This window comes from Rhodococcus sp. NPDC058521 (genome assembly GCF_042719695.1).
In the GTDB taxonomy this organism is placed as follows: Bacteria; Actinomycetota; Actinomycetes; order Mycobacteriales; family Mycobacteriaceae; genus Rhodococcus_F.
On the sequence record NZ_JBHXNL010000001.1, the window covers coordinates 115,061 to 132,364 of the forward strand.

A 17,304-nucleotide genomic window follows, 5' to 3' on the forward strand; every position below is an offset into this window, starting at 1 on the left:
GGTGGACCAGCAGATGAGTGGTGAAGGTGCTCCGGCGTCACGAACCGTCGCAGCCCCATCGCCGCGCAGTGGGATCGTCGTTGCCCTTCTCGGGCCGGTGGCCACGATGCGCGACGGTGACGTGGTGCCGTTGACGGGCATTCGTGCACGCCGACTTCTGGTTGCGCTGGCCCACCCGTCCGGCCGCAGCAGGACGGCTCGAAGTTTGATCGAGGACGTGTGGGGTGACGAGCCGCCGCGCTCGCCCACCGGGGCTCTGCACACCCAGATCTCCCGCCTCCGGTCGGCGCTCCCCGAGGGTGTGCTCGAATCCGGCCCCTCCGGGTATCGCCTGACGCTGCCTTCCGATTCGGTGGACCTGTCATGGGCGCAGGAGATTGCACGTGCGGTGACGGCCGGGATGCCGCCGGCTCGCGTCGTAGAGAAGGTCACCGAGGCCAAGGGCTTGTGGCGCGGTGAACCCGGTGACGATCTGGGGGACGGGACCCTCTCGTGGGCGCTGGCGATGGAGGCCGTAGCGATCCGCGAGCAGCTCGACGATGCCGAGATCACCGCGCGTACCGCACTCGGTGACTTCGAGGTCGCCCTCCCGTTGGCACGGGCCAGAACGTCGGCTGAACCGCTGGACGAGCGTGCTCACGAGCAGCTGATGCGGATCCTTGCCGGTCTCGGTCGGGACAGCGAGGCGATGGACGTGTTCGCGAAAGTGCGGGAACGACTGGCCGATCGCCTCGGTGCAGATCCTTCGCGCGAGTTGGTCGACCTCCACACCCGAATTCTGCAGTCCGGGAGCACGCCACAGGCGGCCGCGCCGAGCGCCGTGGGATTGCGTGCGTCGCCGAATACTCTGATCGGCCGAGAACACGACATCACGGCGATCGAAGGCTTGCTCGTGCGTGGCCGGGTCGTGACGGTGCTGGGGCCGGGCGGGGCGGGGAAGACGAGGCTCGCCCACGAGCTGGGTTCACGTGCATCCGCCCGCAACCCGGTTGCGCTGGTGGAGTTGGCTTCTCTGCGCAGCAGTGAGGACGTTGTCGCGGCCATCGCCGCCACTGTCGGACTCGGCGAGGTGGATGTCGCACCTGGCCGTTTCACGATCGGCCGCATCCATTCGGTGCGCGAGCGTTTGCGGGAATCCTTGTCGGCGCGGCCGATGCTGCTGATACTCGACAACTGCGAGCACGTCATCGGTGCGTGCTCCGAGGTCGTGGCGGACCTGGTTGCCGAGATCGACACACTCACGGTTCTGACGACAAGTCGGTCGCCGCTCATGATCGCTGCCGAGTCGGTGTATCCGCTTCCAGCGCTGACGGTGGGGGACAGCGAGTCTCCGGCCGTGGAGTTGTTCACTGCTCGCGCTCGTGCGGTTCGTCCTTCGGTGCGGCTCGATCCGGTGGCCGTTCGGACGGTGTGCCGAACTCTGGACGGCTTGCCGCTCGCCATCGAGCTGGCTGCCGCGCGGGTGCGGTCGATGAGTGTGGAAGAAATCGATCGGCGGCTGGTCGACCGGTTCGCTCTGCTCCGGTCGAGTGACCCGACCTCTCCCGATCGCCACCGCACCCTGCACTCCGTTATCGACTGGAGTTGGCATCTGCTCGAATCGGAACAGCAGATTGCCTTGCGAAGGCTCTGTCGGTTCCCGGACGGGTTCACGCTCGACGCGGCGGAGTCCGTGGCCGAGTGGAACGGACTCGCCGACGTATCGGGTGCTGTCGACGGTTTGGTGAATCAGTCGCTGTTGACGGTGACCGAAACCAACACCTCCATCCGCTATTTCATGCTCGAAACCGTCCGTGAGTACGGCGAGGAACAACTGATCGCGGCCGGCGAGGACGAGGAAGTGTTGGACCGGCTGTCGCTGTGGGCGCAGGGATTTGCACAGGATGCCGTCCAAAGATGTCGGACGGATCAGGTGCAGCTCAGCGCGGATCTCAGCGCGGACCACGACAATCTTCTCGCCGTGCTGCGCTGGTCGATGCAACGCGGGGACGCGGTGACGACGGCTGCCGTCTTCGCTGTGCTCGGCGGCCTGTGGGTGACCCGTGGTGCACACTCCGAGGTGGCGAATTGGGCTCCTCGAGTGCTGCAAGTCGCTGCGCATAGGGACCTTTCGGAATTGACCTCCGAAGTCGAGGTGACCGCACTTCTTCTCGTGACCATGCACCTGCTGTTCGGCGGCGACCGTAGAACTCTCGCGCGGGCACGATTGCGGCTACGCGCCGTTCGTCGTCGAACCGGTGTTCCGCCGGTGCTCACCTTCGGCGCGGACATTCTGTTGGCGATAGGGAGCCCCAGCGGCATGGCGCGCCGCATCGCCACCGGCGTTCGTTCCTCCGACGCCGAGGTGAGGATGGCGGCACTGTCCGGTCGCGCCAACTTTCGGGAGAACCTCGGCGACGCGCGTGGCGCCCTCGCTGACGGATCTGCGGTGCACGAGTATGCGAAACGACGAGGCGACGTCTGGTTTCGCGGAACCTCGGCGGGCTTCCTCGGCTCTTTGTACAGCCAATCCGGTCGATACACCGAGGCCGTCCGCTACTACGAGGAAGCAGTCACCTGCATGAATTCGCTCGGCGCCGTCTACGAGTCCGAGCAGATGCGTGCGTTCGAAGCGTGCGCACGGATCGCATCGGGGGATGTGGAAGGCGGGCGCCAGGGGCTCTTCGCCTCCGCAGCCCGGTTCGATTCCGAATACGTGCTCACCCCGGACACGACCGGACCCAAGGCCGCACAGATCGTCGGGCTCGCGGAAGCCGACCTCGCGAGCGGAGACATCGAGCGAGGTTTGGGCCGCTACCAGGAAGCTGTCGCGCTCGTTCGGAGTGACAGTCACGTATTCGAAGACCCGTTCAGCCTCTTGCTCCTGTCGGCTTCGCTGTGCGCTCACGTTCAGTGCGGACGAGCCGAGGCGGTCGACGTCGCGGAGTTGCTGCGAACCGCCGCGCTCGCTCGGTTGGGGTCGGATGTGTTCGTCGACGTACCGGTGACCGGCGCGGTCGCGGGCAGTTTCGGGGTGTTCGCTGTCGCCAACGGCGACGTGACCCGTGGATTGCAGTTGATCGCACTCGCCGAAAGAGCGCATGGACGACAGGACATGCGAAGCATGCAGCACGATAGGCTGCGGGCATTCGCCTCCACCGTGGCGTCCCAGGACGATTTGGATGCTGCGGCAGCGGCAGTGTCCACGCTGTCACGCAGACAGGTGCGTGCTGCAATCCTGGAACTGATTGCGGCACGCACCTGATCTGGACGGGCTCAAGCCTTGCGCATGTAGGTGCGCACGGTCAGCGGAGCCATGATCGCGACGATGATCGCCGCACCGAGCAGTGACCACACGACGTGGATTCCGAAGTGGCCTTCGTTGGCCAGTTCGCGCACCGCGGTCACCAAGTGCGACACGGGATTCACCTTGACGAACGCCTGCATCCAACCCGGCATCGTGTCAGCCGGCACGAATGCGTTGGACATGAAGGTCAGCGGAAACAGGACGAGCATCGATGTGCCCTGAACGGACGATGCCTTGCTCATCAGCACCCCCATGAGAGCAAAGATCCAGCTGATGGAGAAGGCACAGACGATGACGAGGAGTGCCGCGCACAGGACGCCGATCACGCCGCCATCCGGCCGGTAACCCATCGCTATGCCCACCACGAACGTGATGGTGGTGGCGATGCCGTACCGAACCATGTCGGCGAGCAGAGCCCCGGACAACGGTGAGATCCTGGCGATGGGAAGGGATTTGAACCGGTCGAACACTCCCTTGTCCATGTCCTCCCGCAGCTGGGTTCCGGTCACGATCGAGCCGGTGATGACCGTCTGCACGAGTATGCCCGGAATGATGACGGGGAGGTAGCTCTGCACGTCTCCGGAGATGGCACCGCCGAAAATGTAGGTGAACATGAAGGTGAAGATCACCGGCTGGATCACGACGTCGAACAACTGCTCGGGGTTGTGCTTGATCTTGAGCACACCACGGTAAGCCATGGTGAGGGTGTGTCGCACAGTCTGTTCCAGGCTGATACGACGAGGAGTCAGGGCGGGCACCTGCGTGCTGCGGACCCCGCTTCTTTCGAGGGTGGTCGTCATGCGATGCTCCGTTCGGAATCGTCATCTTCGGCGCCGTGGCCGGTGATGGTGAGGAAGACTTCGTCGAGACTGGGCTTCGAGACGGTGATCTCGTCGACGGCGATGCTGTGATCGCGTAGGTGGGTGAGCAGCTCGACTGTCAGGGCCGGGTCGGTCATGGGTGCGGTCAGACGTGCGGCTTCGGGGGTAACCGACACCTCGATGCCGAGGGCCTGTGCGATCAGCACTCGGGCCTCGTCGATGCGCCCCTTGTCGACCAGAGCGAGGTGCAGCGAGGAGACGCCCACCGACGCTTTCAGCTCGTCGGCAGTGCCGTCTGCGATCACCTTTCCGCGGTCGATGACCGCGATTCGATCAGCCAGCTGGTCGGCCTCTTCGAGGTACTGCGTGGTGAGCAGGACGGTGGAGCCCTCGGCGACCAACCGGCGAATCGTGTCCCACATCTGGGCGCGGGTACGCGGATCGAGACCGGTGGTCGGCTCGTCGAGGAACAACAGGGGTGGGTGCGAGAGGAGGCTTGCCGCGAGATCGAGGCGACGCCGCATTCCACCGGAGAAATTCTTGAGCGGTTTGCTCGCGGCTTCGGTCAGGCCGAACTCCTCGAGAAGCTCGGAGGACTTGCGGCGCGCCGCCGTGCGCGACAGGCCCAGCAACCTCGAGAAGATCACCAGGTTCTCGGTGGCTGTGAGGTCTTCGTCGACGGATGCGTACTGGCCTGTGACGCCGACGAGGGAACGCACCGCGGTCGGCTCCTCCACGACGTCGTGGCCGAAGATCCGACCGTGCCCGCCGTCGGGACGCAGCAGTGTTGCGAGCATCCGGACGGTGGTCGTCTTACCCGCCCCGTTGGGGCCGAGCACGCCGTAGACGGTGCCGGTGGGCACGGTCAGGCTCACACCGTCGACGGCGCGTTGGTTGCCGAACAGTTTAACGAGCCCCTCGGCTTCGATTGCCGGGGCAGAATGGGATGTGGTCATGCCGTAAACGATGACCATTGCCGCTTACACGGGCCTTGCGTCGACCTTGCACGGCCTTTCACCGACCGTACGCCGCACACGGAGGTTTCTACATGAGCGACTGGAACACGCAGGTCATCGAAGAGTTCCGGGCCAACGAGGGGCGGGTCGGTGGTCCGTTCGAGGGTTCTCCGATGCTCCTTCTGCACCATCGTGGGCGCAAATCCGGCAGAGACCGGCTCACTCCTATGATGTACATGGCGGACGAAGACGACCCCGCCAAGATCTATGTGTTCGGGTCCAAGGCCGGTGCGCCGACCAATCCGGACTGGTACTTCAACATCGTCGATGCCGGTGAGGCCGAGGTGGAGGTCGGGACGCAGACCTACCGGGTGTCGGCGGCAGAAGTGACCGGTGCCGAGCGGGACCGCATCTATGCGGAGCAGGCCCGGCGATACCCGGGATTCGCGGACTACGAGAAGAAGGTGGCCGGGGTTCGGACCATTCCGGTGGTTGCACTCGCCGGAAGCTGGGATCAGTAGGCGTACGTGTTGTCCGGTGCGGGTATTCGCTCGACGCCTGTCACGGTGAGTGTGGGCGTGCGCGCAGGCGCGGAGTCCGGCCGGACCACACCGGTCACCGACAGCCACGTTCCTTGGGGAATCTCGCCGAGCTTGCCGTCGAGGTGAAGACGCACGCTGCGAGCATCCGCAGCGCAACAGACGATCACCACGCGCGCGAGATCGAGACCCTCTCGGGTTCCGTCCATGCGCGCCGATCCACCGTTGGAAGTCTCGACGGCGAAACCGCTGACGGTGATCTCTCGGCCGTCGAGGCTGCCCGTCGAGTCGCGGGCGGCGCGCTGGACGACGTCGAGCAGGGGTACCTCGGGAGCATCGCCGCCCGGAAGTGGCGGAAACGCCGTCATTTCGGATGCGACCACCGGTTCCTCACGGGCGGTGGGTGTCCCTACCGAGGACGCCCCGAGTGCCGGCGGCGCGACGAACAGGACCACTGTTACCGGAGCCAGCAGCATCCAGTACGGCCGCGCGCTGTGCGTGTGCCCGCCGGTGTGATCGTCCGCAGCTCGGCCGGCGCGGATGTCACGAGCGATCGCGACCGCCGCCAGAAGCACGATCACAGCTCCCGCCGCGAGTAGGTAGGGAAACAGACCCGGCTTCACGTAACGGACGTATGTTCCGTCCACGGTGATTTTCAACAGCGCGCCACCTGTCAGCAAGAGCAGGACGTTGGCCACTTCTCTACTCACCGTGCGCCCCCGAGGACGGCATAGCCGGCGATGCACGCGCACACCACCGCGACCACGAACGTGAGCGGCGCGAACCGGACGGCGAACGCTCGGCCGAAACTCCCCGCCTGCATGGCGACGAGCTTCACGTCCACGGCCGGACCGACGACCAGAAACACCAGCCGGGGGAGCAGCGGCAGCATCGACAGGCTGGCCGCGACGAAGGCATCGGCTTCCGAGCACAACGCGAGAACGACGGCGAGCAATGCCATGACGACGATCGCCATCAGCATCTGTCCGGCGAGGTGGTCGTAGATCCATGAAGGCACGAGAACGTGCAGCGCAGCGGCGGCTGCGGCACCGAGGACGAGGTACGAACCGGCCTGCAGGAAGTCGTGCCTTGCGGACTCGGCGAACACCACCCATCGTGAACCGTGCGGGTCGTGCTCGTGACGGGAGATTCGGGCGGTGATCCATTCGGTACGCCCGATCCGTGTCCAGACCCACCCCATGACCAGTGCCGTGGCGAGAGAGCCGACGAAGCGAGCGACCACCATCTCAGGTTGGCCGGGAAAGGCGACGGCGGTGGCGATCAGCACCACGGGATTGATAGCCGGCGCCGCCAGCAGGAACGTGAGTGCGGCCGCGCTCGGTGCACCCTGGTCCATCAGTCGGCGTGCGACAGGCACGGCGCCGCACTCACAGCCGGGCAATGCGGCACCGGCCAACCCAGCGACGCCGACCGCAGTGGACTCGCGCCGCGGCAGCAGTCTTCGCAGCACGTGTGGTGACACGAACGCGGCGATGGCCCCGCTGACGAGTACACCGAGTACGAGAAATGGTGTCGCCTGTACGAATACGCCCGAGAAGACCGTGGCGGCCGTCTGCAAGGCGGGATATGCGGTGAAGAGGTTCGCAAGCGAACCCTGGAACAGTGCCGCCGCGAGCAACAGCATGACGAAGACGTGCATCGAAGTGGGACGAAACAAGGTGGCGGCACGCACGGTCACCATCATGCCAGTGCGGACATGGGTCACTAGAAGATCGGACGCGAACTGTGGTGCCGGGACGGCTACGAGAACCGTGTGACGAGTGCGCGTCGGTCGATTTTTCCCGGCCCCCGCAGGGGTAGCGAATCGACGACGTGCACTTCACGCGGGGACGCGGTCACGGGCAGGGTTCGGGCAATGTGCTCACGTAACTCTTCCACGGTGGGCGTTGCCGAACCGGACACGATAACGGCGACCACACGCTGCCCCAATCTGGTGTCGGGGACACCTATGACCGCACATTCGCGGATGTACGGATGCTCGGACAACACGGCTTCGACCACCTGCGGAACGACGGTTAGCCCACCGGTCGAGATGGCCTCGTCGAGCCTTCCGTGGATCCGGAGGACGCCGTCGGTGACCGTTCCCGCGTCGTCGGTGCGAAACCATCCCGGCTCGGCGAACGCGGGATGGTCCGGAAGTCCCCGGTAGCCGTCCGCGATCATGGCGCCGCCCAGCAGCACTCGCTCGCCCTCGATCCGGATTTCGGCGCCGTCGAGTGGCACGCCGTCGTAGACGCAGCCTCCGCACGTTTCGCTCATGCCATACGTCCGGACCACCTCGATCCCGGCTGCGGCGGCGCGCTGCAGAACGGGGGCGGGTGTCGCGGCACCACCCAGCAGGACCGCGTCGAGTGACGCCAGAGCAGCAGTCGCATCAGGATCGTCCAAGGCCTTGATCAGCTGCGTCGGGACGAGAGACGTGTATTTTCTCGGCCCCGACATCGACGCGATCGCGGATGTCAGCGCGGCCGGTTCGAACCCTTCCGCGACGTCCACGATCGTCGGATCGGTGGACGCGAGCACACTTCGCAGCAGCACCTGAAGGCCGGCGATGTGGTGCGCCGGCAGTGCCAACAGCCACGAGCCCGGCCCACCCAGTCTGGTGTGCGTGGCGTTGCCGCTCGCCCTCAGTGCGGAAGCCGTGAGCAGCGCACCCTTCGGCACCCCCGTGGTACCCGAGGTTGCCACGACGAGCGAGATGTCGTCGCCGATCGGTTCACCCGGGGCCAGCGCATCGGTGAGTCGTCGGATCTCCTGATCGTCCCCACGGGGCAGGGGCAGGAAGGCAGGTCCGTCGTCCGCGAGGGCTGCCTCCAGTTCCGGTAGGACCGAGGCGATTTCCGCGCCCGTGGGCACGTGCAGAGGCTGCAGTAGGCGGGTCATCTCATCAGGGTTTCACGCATCGAAGCGCGGGTCCGCCAGTGGCCATCCGCCGGCCGCCAGATGGCTGCCGACCCGTTCCACATCCGACTCCAGCGGCATCTCGTTGGTGACCTTCGTGATCAGCACGGCGATGTCCGTCTTCTCGATCGGCAGGTCGCCGTCCTCGACCAAGGCGTCCGCGACGGCGTCCACCTCGTCCTCGGACAGACGGCGTGCCAGCAGAGCGAAGAGCGGAACGTAGTCCTGTTCCGGGACACCGTTCGGATAGCCCGCGCGGAGCCAGCCGACGATGGAGGTGAGAAACGGTGGCAGGCTCATCACATCACTCCACGTCGGGTGTTTCTTCCCAGTCCGGCGCCACGGGCCAGCCACCGGCGGCGAGACGCTCGGTCACTCTTTCGAGGTCGTCCTCCGACGGTTCGTCGTGGATGAGTCCGGCAACGATGTCACGCATCCGGTCGTGGTCGACCTGCCGCTCGGGATGCTCGTCGGCCGTGGCGATGGCAAGGGCGACCACTTCGTCGATTTCCTCCGTAGTGAGGCGACGGCGCAGTACTGCGAGAACCGCAAAATGGTCCTTGGTGGGAATGCCCTCCGGGTATCCGGAGCGCAGCCACTCGAGGACTGAACGAAGTGAGTAGCGGGACACGGAATCGGCCTCTTTCATCGATGGAGCGGACACGGCCACTCAGAAGACCTCGATACCGAAGGTACTGGTCAGGAAATCCTCCGTCAGGAGCAGTATTCCACCGATCACGGCAGCGACGATCACCGCGAAGCACACTGCGGCGCCGATTCTGCCTGCGACCGTGGGTTCGCCGGCTCCGGTCTCCGAGTTCGCTCCCGCAGTCAGCGACCGCAAACCCAAGGCGAAGAGTGCAGGGAGGCCGGCCCCGAAGAGCAATCCGACTGCGACGACCTGCCACAGCGAGTCCAAAGTGTCGGTGAGCAGTGTCATCCCTGACTCCCGTCTCGAACGGTGGTGTGGGTGTCGTTCTCCGGCGCGGTGACGGCGGGCGCCTCTCGCTCGGACCATTCGTCGTTGACGTTGCCGGAGTCGATGGGCTGCTTACGCGATCGCGCATACATGAGGGCGGCGAGCACGACGAGAGCTGCGAAGACGACCAGCACGCCGGGCAGTCCGCCGACGAAGTGGGCCACTGCCCAACATGCCGCGCCGACGAGACCGGCGGACGGCAAGGTGATGAGCCAGGCCACGGCCATGCGTCCGGCTATGCCCCATCGAACTTCGGCGCCCTTGCGGCCCAGCCCGGTGCCCAGGATCGAGCCGGTAGCGACGTGTGTGGTGGACAGTGGCAGACCGAGGTGGCTGGAGGTGAGGATGATCGCGGCCGAAGAAGATTCTGCCGCCATACCCTGCGGTGCCGCGATCTCGACCAACCCCTTGCCGAGGGTGCGGATGATGCGCCAGCCACCGAGGTAGGTGCCGAGCGCGATGGCGACGGCACAGCTGAACTTCACCCAGAACGGCATCTCCGCGTCCGCCGAGATGGTGCCGTGCGCGACGAGTGCAAGAAAAATGACGCCCATCGTCTTCTGGGCGTCATTGGTGCCGTGCGCGAGGGACACGAGGGAAGCTGATCCCACCTGTCCGATTCGGAACCCTTTCTCCTTGGACTCTTCGGGGACCTTCGATGCCAGGCGGTACACCAATCGGGTACCCACTGCGGCGACGAGCGCTGCGACGACCGGAGCCAGGAGGGCGGGTACGACGACTTTGCCGATCACACCCTGCCACTCGACTCCGCTCATCCCGATGGACGCGATCGCCGCACCGATCAGACCGCCGAACAGCGCATGTGAGGAACTCGACGGAAGGCCGAGGAGCCACGTCGCGAGGTTCCAGATGATGCCACCCACGAGACCGGCGAAGACGATGAGCAGAAGTGCATCGCCGCCGACACTGTTCAGATTGACGACGCCCTTCGCCACGGTCGCCGCGACCTCGACGGACAGAAAAGCGCCGATCAGATTTAGCGAGGCGGAAAGCGCCACCGCGACCTTGGGCCGCAGGGCGCCGGTGGCGATGGATGTGGCCATTGCGTTGCCGGTGTCGTGGAAGCCGTTCGTGAAGTCGAATGCGAGGGCAGTGACGACGACTACCAGGAGAACGATGAGCTCTGCGGTCACCACGTAAATGTACAACCCGTGTCCAACCGGTGAACGGTCCGTGGGGTTGGCTCCTACGAGGGCAGGTCAGTCTGTTTTCGGTGGGCGCGAGTCGCGCCTGATGGGGTGATCGTCGGGGATCTGGACGAGCACGATCTGCACCCCATCGGGGTCGGTGATCCACATCTCGTACAGACCCCACGGTTCTTCACGCGCTTCCCGGGCGATCTGGACTCCGGCCAGGACCAGTCCCGTCTGGATCGCCGTGAGGTCGCGCACCTGAAGCCAGAGTGCGCCGTCGAAGGTGCTCGATTCACCGTTCCCACCGTGGGCGGCGATCTCGATCAAACCCTGACCCGCGAAGAACACCGTGCCACCCGGGTATTCGCGCGCCGTAGCCAGACCCAGGGTTTCGCGGTAGAACGCGAGGGTCTTCGAATAGTCCTTCGGCCGCAGAATGGTTCTGCTGCTGAGGATTTCCACAGTGTCAATCTCCTTCGCCGGGCCGGGCTTCGTGACCGGGTTCGCCGTGCGTGCGCCGTGCTTCCTTCATTTCCGCCTCGAGCAGGTGCCGACGTCCGGACGCCAGTTCGTCGCGCAACGATTTCTCGTGTGCGCGAAACCGGCTCCAGTAATCGTCGTCGAATTCCTCGACGAGTTGAAACGTCCACCGGCCGTGTACGACGTTTCGCCCCACCATGTCATGTCGAAGGCGGTCCGCAAGTTCGGTGTGCCCGCCCGCCCGCAGGAGTTGGACCGCCTCGTCCAGTTGGAGGTCCGCATGGCCGATCAACTGATGGAACGAGTACAGGTGACCGCGGGCCCGATCCACCGTCTCGAGCGCTTCCGACACCTTGCCGAGGGCCTGCACCGTCTCGTCCGACATGCCCGTCGGTCGCCGGTGACGAGGCGCAGGGGAGTCGCTGCCGTCGGCGGCCGTCACGCCTTCCCCCGGCGGTTGGTGAGGACCCCGACCACCCAGCCGACCACGAAGACCGCGAGGAGGGTGAACCACAGCGGCGCCGAGAGGTTCATCCAGAAGAGAGTGATCGACGTCTTCGCCCGGTTCTGCAGTACGAACACGACGAGCAGAATCGTGAGGATCAATGCCGCCCACTGACCCGGTGAGACGCGCGCGAGGATATTTCGGCTCGAACTCTTGGCTGTGCTCATCACGTTCTCCTCGTCCGGAGGGTCCGATTCGATTCTATGTCGTGACCCGCTGACGCCAGTGCCTCCGCGCAATAACATTCGAATCATGACAAGTCGCCACGTCAGCCAGGTCATCGAATGTTCGCCGGAGACGCTGTACGAGTTCGCCGTCGACCCGAGCAACCTGCCGAAATGGGCGGCCGGCCTGGCGAGCGCCGAGGTGGTTCGCGAAGGTGACACTCTGCTGGTGGATTCGCCCATGGGTCGGGTGACCGTGCGCTTCACCGCCCGTAACGATCTCGGTGTACTCGATCACGACGTCACATTGCCGTCGGGGGAGAAGGTGAACAACCCCGTTCGTGTCCTTGCTCATCCGGAAGGCTGCGAAATCGTGTTCACCGTCCGCCAACTCGATCTGTCGGACGAGGAGTTCGAGCGCGATACCCGGACTGTGGCAGAAGACCTCGAACGACTGAAGACCCTCCTCACTCCCACTGTGAGTGGTTAAGGAGTCTCTGGACTCGTCAACCACTCACAGGCGCGGAGCGCCAGGTGGCGGTGCAATCTGGCTGCAGCGGGTGACAACGGTCCGTTGCCCGAGACCAATGCGACACTCCGATCGGGTGCATCGACGAGCGGAACGGTGACGATGTCCGGGTGGGGCACTTCGGCGTCGGGCAGCAGCGCGACACCCATGCCGCGCGCCACCAGCGAGCGGAGGGTGTCGAACTCCGTGATTTCGAACGCCACGTCGGGTTCGAACCCTGCTTCGGCGCACCAGGAATCGGTGAGCTGCCGAAGGTGATAGCTCGGCGGGTTCGCGACGAACGGTTCGTTCACGAGTTCGGAGGGGTCCACCCGCGTTCTCGTTGCAAGACGGTGTCCGCGGGAGACGACCAGTCCGATGCGTTGCCGACCGATCGGGGTGGACGGCAGGTCGTCGGGGGCCGGAATCATCACGGCGAGATCCAAACGGCCTTTGCGGACGAGATCGGCCAGTCCGTCACCGTGCGCCTGGACGAGGTGCAGGCGTATTCGTGGCGCTTCTTCGTGAAACTCGGCGAGCAGGGCCGGCACGCTGATCGGCCCCATCGTCAGCGGGAAGCCGAACCGAACGAGACCGCCGTCGGGATCCGCGTTGCCGAGTACCGCGACAACGGCATCGTCGAGTGCACGGACCGGTTCTCGGATTCGCTCGAGCAGTTCCCGACCCTGCGGGGTGAGGACTATGCGTCGTCCAGCCGGGGTGAAAAGCGTGAGTCCGAGCGTTTTCTGGACTGCGCGCAGTCTCCGACTCAACGAAGACTGCGGAACTCCGAGCACATCGGCGGCACGCGTGACGTGTCCTTCCTCGGCGACAGCCACGAACGCGCCGAGCAATGGCGCAAGGTCGGATGTCACGGGATGTAGAGAATCGGGCTGCAGCCATTCATCCATATTCGGATTATAAGCGGATCAATTGTTCATTGGACGGATTGTTTTCGGTGGGTGAGCATGGGATTACACCACGAAAGGGGTCACCGTGTTCCGTAGGAAATCGTTGTCGGCCGATGCCGCCGGAGATCCGTTCGACGTCGTTCTCGTCGGCGGTGGAATCATGTCGGCCACTCTGGGTGCGTTGCTCGCCCAGCTGGCGCCGGAGTGGTCGATCGTCGTGTACGAACGACTCGGCGGACTTGCCGAGGAAAGCTCCAATCCGTGGAACAACGCAGGGACGGGGCATGCAGGACTGTGCGAACTCAATTACATGCCCGATTCGCGGGACGGGTCCAGAGCAGCCGACGCAGGGCGAAAGTTCGCGATGTCGCGCGAGTTCTGGAATTCGATGGCTCCCGAGATCGGATCGGACTTCCTGAACACGACCCCGCACATGAGCGTGGTATTCGGTGACCGCGACGTCACCTACCTCCGTGAGCGGTTTGCAACCATGGAGACTCTCTTACTGCGCACAGCCCCAATGGAGTACACGGAGGACCCTGCGAAGATCGCAGAGTGGGCGCCCCTGCTGATGCGCGGCCGAAGATCCCACGAGCCGATGGCCGCCACGCGAGCCGAGTCGGGCACGGACGTCGACTTCGGCGAACTGACGCACGCGCTCGTCCGCACGATGCGCCGGGTGCAGGTTCGGACCCGTCACGAAGTGAGGGATTTGTCCCGCGGAGACGACGGCATCTGGACCGTGCGGGGACGAGATCTGTCGACCGATTCCACCTTCGTCGTCCGGTCGCGCTTCGTGTTCGTCGGCGCCGGTGGGTACGCGTTGAAACTCCTTCAGAAGGCTCGGATACCCGAGGTGCGTGGGTACGCGGTGTTCCCCTTCGGGGCGCAGTTCTTCAGGACCGGCAACCCCGACGTGGTCGGGAAGCACGACGCCAAGGTCTACGGCCAGGCCGCATTGGGAGCCCCACCGATGTCCGTGCCGCATCTCGACAAGCGCGTCGTGAGCGGCGCGTCCTCGATCATGTTCGGGCCTTATGCCACGTTCGATACGAAGCTGCTCAAGCACGGCAGGGTCACCGACCTGTTCACCACGATCCGACCCCGTAATGTTCCGGTTCTCCTGGCAGTAGGTGCTCGAAACCCTTCGCTCGTCCGATATCTGGTCGGCCAAGTACTGTCGTCTCGGCGTCGCAAGTTCGCAGAGCTGTGTCGCTTCGTTCCGGATGCCGATCCTGCCGATTGGGAGCTGATCCGGGCCGGTCAGCGGGCTCAGGTCGTGAAACCCGATCGCAGGGAGGTCGGTGTGCTGACGTTCGGCACCGAACTCGTGACGGGCGCGGACGGCACCATCGCGGGGTTGCTCGGCGCGTCACCGGGTGCGTCCACCGCGCCGTCGATCATGGTCGATCTGCTCGCTCGGTGCTTCCCCGAACGCAGAGCCGAGTGGACCCCGGTCCTGCGCAACCTCATGCCCTCTCTCGACGGCGAATCAGGTACTCACGTGTAGCGGTGTCGGTGGTGAGGGAGACGGCCTTGTCGTAGGCCACTCGCGCCTCGACGGGACAGTCCAGTCGTTCGAGCAGGCGAGCGCGGGTCGCCCACGCGGGCTGGAAGCGTTCACTGTTCTCGATCGCGTCCAGGGACTCGAGACCCGCAGCGGGGCTGTCGACTTCGGCGATCACCGCCGCGCGGGCGACGGCACCGCCCGTGGTCGGGAAGACGGACTGCAGGGCCTCGTGCAACTCGGCGAGCGCCTGCCAGTCGGTGCTGTCGTTCGGCGACGTTCGGCGAGCGCAGTGCACTGCCTGAATTGCCGCTTCGAGCTGGAATCGACCCAGGACTCGGCGTGAATGCGCCGCCCGCAGGTGCGCTTCGCCGCGAGCTATGAGGGCTTCGTTCCACCGCCTCGGATCCTGATCGGGGAGCGGTACCAGCACGCCGTCGTCGTCGAACCGTGCCGGCACCCGGGCAGCGGAGAGATTCACGAGTGCGGCGAGACCTCGCACCTCCGGGTCGCCGGGAAGGAGCGCAGCAAGGGTTTGCGCCAGGTGCACCGCCTCGTCGAGGAAGTTCTCTCGCACTTCGGTTCCGCTGCCGTGCCAATCGATCGCGAATGCCCCGTACACGGCAGCGAGCACCGCGTCGATTCGGGAGGGCAGTACCGACCGATCCGGAATATCGAACGAGATACCGGCTTCCCTGATGCGTCTCTTCGCGCGAACCAGGCGGGCAGCCAAGGTCGGCGCCGGCAGTGCGAAGACCCTCGCGATCTCCTTCGCGCCGAAGCCCATCACCACGTCGAGCATCAGCGGGGTGTGCACCGTCGGGTCGATCGCGGGGTGGGTGCACACCAGCATGAGTTGCAGTCGTCTGTCCTCGACGGCGTCCGGGTCGATGTCGTCGAGGCCGATGCGCGTGTGCATGTTCGGATCGAAGGGCACGGATGTACGCTGTGCCGCAGACTTCCACTCGTCCCGTTGACGATTGCGCGCGACCGTGAGCAGCCATCCGTCCGGGTTCTTCGGTACACCGTCCACCGGCCAGCGGACGAGGGCCTGTTCGAAAGCGGCCGACAGCGCATCCTCCGCGCCGAGAATGTCACGAGAGGGTGCGGCGAGAAGGGCCAACAGACGGCCGTACGACGTGCGAGCGGCCTGCGCCGCCCGCACGTGCGCTTCGGTCACTTCTTCGGCTGGGTGCCTGCGCCGCAACTGTCTGCCACCGTCCACGCGCCGTCGACGAACGACGTCGCGGCAGGGCGCACCTCCACGACGCCGTACTGGGCGCCGGGGCAGCGTTCGGCCCAGGCGAGTGCCGCGTCCAAGTCGGGCACCTCGATGACGAAGATGCCGGCGAGAGCTTCCTTGGTATCGGCGAACGGACCGTCCTGAACCTGCAGTTCACCCGTACGCAGCGTCACTGTCGTGGTGGCCGGAGTCTGCGCGAGAACTTCCGCCGCGACGAGAACGCCCGCCGATTCCAATGCTCGGCCGTAGACGCCGAAAGCCTCCTGCATGGCCCTGACAGCATCTTCCGGAATCTCCCCCTCGCTCGGCTCCCTGCTGTTGAGTAGTAGTGCGTATCGCATGGTGTGCTCCTTGTTCGTCGTTGATCACCTGCACCGGTATGACGATCGAGGAAGACGCGAATCGACAGCCGCTCAGAAGTACCAGGGGTAGGGCTTCCAATCGGGATCACGCTTTTCGAGGAACGAGTCGCGTCCCTCGACGGCCTCGTCCGTCATGTAGGCCATCCGGGTGGCCTCGCCTGCGAACAACTGCTGGCCGGTGAGGCCGTCGTCCTGCAGGTTGAACGCGTACTTGAGCATTCGCTGTGCCTGGGGCGACTTCCCGTTGATCTTGGTACCCCATTCGATCGCCACGTCTTCGAGTTCGGCGTGGTCGACGACCTTGTTCACAGCGCCCATCTGGTGCATCTCTTCTGCGGTGTACGTGTCACCGAGGAAGAAGATCTCGCGGGCGAACTTCTGCCCGACCATCTTGGCGAGATACGCGCTGCCGTATCCGCCGTCGAAGCTACCCACGTCGGCGTCGGTCTGCTTGAACCGGGCGTGTTCGCGACTGGCCAGAGTCAGGTCGCAGACCACGTGGAGGCTGTGCCCGCCGCCTGCCGCCCAGCCGTTGACGAGACAGATGACCACCTTCGGCATGAACCGAATGAGACGCTGAACCTCGAGGATGTGAAGGCGTCCCGCCCGGGCGCGGTCGACGGTGTCCGCAGTCTCGCCGTCGGCGTACTGGTAGCCGCTGCGTCCACGAATTCGTTGGTCGCCTCCGGAGCAGAAAGCCCACCCGCCGTCCTTGGGGCTGGGACCGTTGCCCGTGAGCAGTACCGCGCCGACATCCGACGTCATTCGTGCGTGGTCGAGAACTTCGTACAGTTCGTCCACCGTGTGCGGCCGGAAGGCGTTGCGAATCTCGGGCCGATCGAAGGCGATACGGACGATGCCTTCGGTCACGTGCCGGTGGTAGGTGATGTCGGTGAGATTCTCGAAACCGGGTACTGGGCGCCAGAGCTGTGCATTGAAAGTCACGGCTTCGACAATAGGCTCTCGC

Annotated in this window: 20 protein-coding genes; 4 read left to right on the forward strand and 16 right to left on the reverse strand. The window is 65.2% G+C overall.

Going from position 1 to position 17,304, the window contains the following annotated elements; translation table 11 throughout:
• Window position 1: 1 nt before the first annotated feature.
• Complete coding sequence (locus ACFWO3_RS00535; RefSeq protein WP_378572619.1) at window positions 2-3,244, forward strand: BTAD domain-containing putative transcriptional regulator; 3,243 nt, start codon at window positions 2-4, stop codon at window positions 3,242-3,244.
• 11 nt (window positions 3,245-3,255) lie between these two features.
• On the opposite strand, the gene ACFWO3_RS00540 is transcribed toward ACFWO3_RS00535, so the two are convergent.
• On the reverse strand, window positions 3,256-4,086 hold the full coding sequence (locus ACFWO3_RS00540; RefSeq protein ID WP_378572621.1) for an ABC transporter permease: 831 nt from the start codon (window positions 4,084-4,086) through the stop codon (window positions 3,256-3,258).
• Window positions 4,083-5,063: an ATP-binding cassette domain-containing protein gene (locus ACFWO3_RS00545; protein ID WP_378572623.1), complete on the reverse strand. Its 981-nt coding sequence runs from the start codon at window positions 5,061-5,063 to the stop codon at window positions 4,083-4,085. Before ACFWO3_RS00545 ends, ACFWO3_RS00540 begins: the two co-directional genes overlap by 4 nt.
• 92 nt (window positions 5,064-5,155) lie before the next feature.
• Here ACFWO3_RS00545 and ACFWO3_RS00550 point away from each other — a divergent pair, with 92 nt between their 5' ends.
• Window positions 5,156-5,584 (forward strand): nitroreductase/quinone reductase family protein, encoded by a 429-nt coding sequence (locus tag ACFWO3_RS00550; RefSeq protein WP_378572625.1) that lies wholly within the window; start codon window positions 5,156-5,158, stop codon window positions 5,582-5,584.
• Here ACFWO3_RS00550 and ACFWO3_RS00555 read toward each other — a convergent pair.
• From ACFWO3_RS00555 to ACFWO3_RS00600, 10 genes are all read right to left on the reverse strand, one after another.
• Window positions 5,578-6,312, reverse strand: coding sequence for a TIGR03943 family putative permease subunit (locus tag ACFWO3_RS00555; RefSeq protein ID WP_378572627.1), 735 nt, complete (start codon window positions 6,310-6,312; stop codon window positions 5,578-5,580). The genes ACFWO3_RS00550 and ACFWO3_RS00555 overlap by 7 nt on opposite strands.
• Window positions 6,309-7,304, reverse strand: coding sequence for a permease (locus ACFWO3_RS00560; protein ID WP_378573931.1), 996 nt, complete (start codon window positions 7,302-7,304; stop codon window positions 6,309-6,311). The genes ACFWO3_RS00555 and ACFWO3_RS00560 overlap by 4 nt, the downstream gene beginning before the upstream one ends.
• Window positions 7,305-7,363: 59 nt before the next feature.
• Entirely contained in the window at window positions 7,364-8,506 is a 1,143-nt protein-coding gene (menE, locus tag ACFWO3_RS00565; RefSeq protein ID WP_378572629.1) for an o-succinylbenzoate--CoA ligase, read from the reverse strand.
• A 12-nt stretch (window positions 8,507-8,518) separates the two neighbouring features.
• A complete protein-coding gene (locus tag ACFWO3_RS00570; protein WP_378572631.1) occupies window positions 8,519-8,824 on the reverse strand; it encodes a DUF3349 domain-containing protein in 306 nt (101 codons plus the stop codon).
• A gap of 4 nt (window positions 8,825-8,828) precedes the next feature.
• Entirely contained in the window at window positions 8,829-9,155 is a 327-nt protein-coding gene (locus tag ACFWO3_RS00575; RefSeq protein ID WP_378573933.1) for a DUF3349 domain-containing protein, read from the reverse strand.
• A 39-nt stretch (window positions 9,156-9,194) separates the two neighbouring features.
• Window positions 9,195-9,464, reverse strand: a complete 270-nt coding sequence (locus tag ACFWO3_RS00580; RefSeq protein WP_378572633.1) for a hypothetical protein — start codon at window positions 9,462-9,464, stop codon at window positions 9,195-9,197.
• Window positions 9,461-10,657 carry an anion permease gene (locus tag ACFWO3_RS00585; protein ID WP_378572635.1) on the reverse strand — a complete coding sequence of 399 codons (1,197 nt, stop codon included), beginning with the start codon at window positions 10,655-10,657 and terminating at the stop codon, window positions 9,461-9,463. Before ACFWO3_RS00585 ends, ACFWO3_RS00580 begins: the two co-directional genes overlap by 4 nt.
• Before the next feature lie 66 nt (window positions 10,658-10,723).
• Window positions 10,724-11,119 carry a VOC family protein gene (locus ACFWO3_RS00590; RefSeq protein ID WP_378572637.1) on the reverse strand — a complete coding sequence of 132 codons (396 nt, stop codon included), beginning with the start codon at window positions 11,117-11,119 and terminating at the stop codon, window positions 10,724-10,726.
• A 4-nt stretch (window positions 11,120-11,123) separates the two neighbouring features.
• Window positions 11,124-11,522, reverse strand: coding sequence for a hypothetical protein (locus ACFWO3_RS00595; protein ID WP_378573935.1), 399 nt, complete (start codon window positions 11,520-11,522; stop codon window positions 11,124-11,126).
• 53 nt (window positions 11,523-11,575) lie between these two features.
• A complete protein-coding gene (locus ACFWO3_RS00600; RefSeq protein WP_378572639.1) occupies window positions 11,576-11,809 on the reverse strand; it encodes a hypothetical protein in 234 nt (77 codons plus the stop codon).
• A gap of 85 nt (window positions 11,810-11,894) precedes the next feature.
• Between ACFWO3_RS00600 and ACFWO3_RS00605 the strand changes: the two genes are divergently transcribed.
• Window positions 11,895-12,296, forward strand: coding sequence for an SRPBCC family protein (locus ACFWO3_RS00605; protein WP_378572641.1), 402 nt, complete (start codon window positions 11,895-11,897; stop codon window positions 12,294-12,296).
• On the opposite strand, the gene ACFWO3_RS00610 is transcribed toward ACFWO3_RS00605, so the two are convergent.
• Window positions 12,293-13,225: a LysR family transcriptional regulator gene (locus ACFWO3_RS00610; protein ID WP_378572643.1), complete on the reverse strand. Its 933-nt coding sequence runs from the start codon at window positions 13,223-13,225 to the stop codon at window positions 12,293-12,295. The genes ACFWO3_RS00605 and ACFWO3_RS00610 overlap by 4 nt on opposite strands.
• Window positions 13,226-13,310: 85 nt before the next feature.
• On the opposite strand from ACFWO3_RS00610, the gene mqo reads away from it, so the two are divergent.
• Window positions 13,311-14,735 (forward strand): malate dehydrogenase (quinone), encoded by a 1,425-nt coding sequence (gene mqo / locus ACFWO3_RS00615; RefSeq protein ID WP_378572645.1) that lies wholly within the window; start codon window positions 13,311-13,313, stop codon window positions 14,733-14,735.
• Here mqo and ACFWO3_RS00620 read toward each other — a convergent pair.
• The 3 genes from ACFWO3_RS00620 to ACFWO3_RS00630 all read right to left on the reverse strand — a co-directional run bounded on the left by ACFWO3_RS00620 (window position 14,695) and on the right by ACFWO3_RS00630 (window position 17,282).
• Window positions 14,695-15,912: an RNA polymerase sigma factor gene (locus ACFWO3_RS00620; protein ID WP_378572647.1), complete on the reverse strand. Its 1,218-nt coding sequence runs from the start codon at window positions 15,910-15,912 to the stop codon at window positions 14,695-14,697. The two genes, mqo and ACFWO3_RS00620, sit on opposite strands and share 41 nt — an antisense overlap.
• A complete protein-coding gene (locus ACFWO3_RS00625) occupies window positions 15,909-16,316 on the reverse strand; it encodes a YciI family protein (protein WP_378572649.1) in 408 nt (135 codons plus the stop codon). Before ACFWO3_RS00625 ends, ACFWO3_RS00620 begins: the two co-directional genes overlap by 4 nt.
• Before the next feature lie 72 nt (window positions 16,317-16,388).
• On the reverse strand, window positions 16,389-17,282 hold the full coding sequence (locus tag ACFWO3_RS00630; protein ID WP_378572651.1) for a 1,4-dihydroxy-2-naphthoyl-CoA synthase: 894 nt from the start codon (window positions 17,280-17,282) through the stop codon (window positions 16,389-16,391).
• Between the last annotated feature and the right edge of the window lie 22 nt (window positions 17,283-17,304).

Excerpts from the sequence above, each read along its gene's own strand:
- ACFWO3_RS00560 (WP_378573931.1), bottom strand. The coding sequence starts at position 7,304 with ATGGTGACCGTGCGTGCCGCCACCTTGTTTCGTCCCACTTCGATGCAC.
- ACFWO3_RS00570 (WP_378572631.1), bottom strand. The coding sequence starts at position 8,824 with ATGAGCCTGCCACCGTTTCTCACCTCCATCGTCGGCTGGCTCCGCGCG.
- ACFWO3_RS00610 (WP_378572643.1), bottom strand. The coding sequence starts at position 13,225 with ATGGATGAATGGCTGCAGCCCGATTCTCTACATCCCGTGACATCCGAC.
- ACFWO3_RS00625 (WP_378572649.1), bottom strand. The coding sequence starts at position 16,316 with ATGCGATACGCACTACTACTCAACAGCAGGGAGCCGAGCGAGGGGGAG.
- ACFWO3_RS00595 (WP_378573935.1), bottom strand. The coding sequence starts at position 11,522 with ATGTCGGACGAGACGGTGCAGGCCCTCGGCAAGGTGTCGGAAGCGCTC.
- ACFWO3_RS00580 (WP_378572633.1), bottom strand. The coding sequence starts at position 9,464 with ATGACACTGCTCACCGACACTTTGGACTCGCTGTGGCAGGTCGTCGCA.
- ACFWO3_RS00550 (WP_378572625.1), top strand. The coding sequence starts at position 5,156 with ATGAGCGACTGGAACACGCAGGTCATCGAAGAGTTCCGGGCCAACGAG.
- ACFWO3_RS00605 (WP_378572641.1), top strand. The coding sequence starts at position 11,895 with ATGACAAGTCGCCACGTCAGCCAGGTCATCGAATGTTCGCCGGAGACG.
- ACFWO3_RS00540 (WP_378572621.1), bottom strand. The coding sequence starts at position 4,086 with ATGACGACCACCCTCGAAAGAAGCGGGGTCCGCAGCACGCAGGTGCCC.
- ACFWO3_RS00545 (WP_378572623.1), bottom strand. The coding sequence starts at position 5,063 with ATGACCACATCCCATTCTGCCCCGGCAATCGAAGCCGAGGGGCTCGTT.
- ACFWO3_RS00600 (WP_378572639.1), bottom strand. The coding sequence starts at position 11,809 with ATGAGCACAGCCAAGAGTTCGAGCCGAAATATCCTCGCGCGCGTCTCA.
- menE (WP_378572629.1), bottom strand. The coding sequence starts at position 8,506 with ATGACCCGCCTACTGCAGCCTCTGCACGTGCCCACGGGCGCGGAAATC.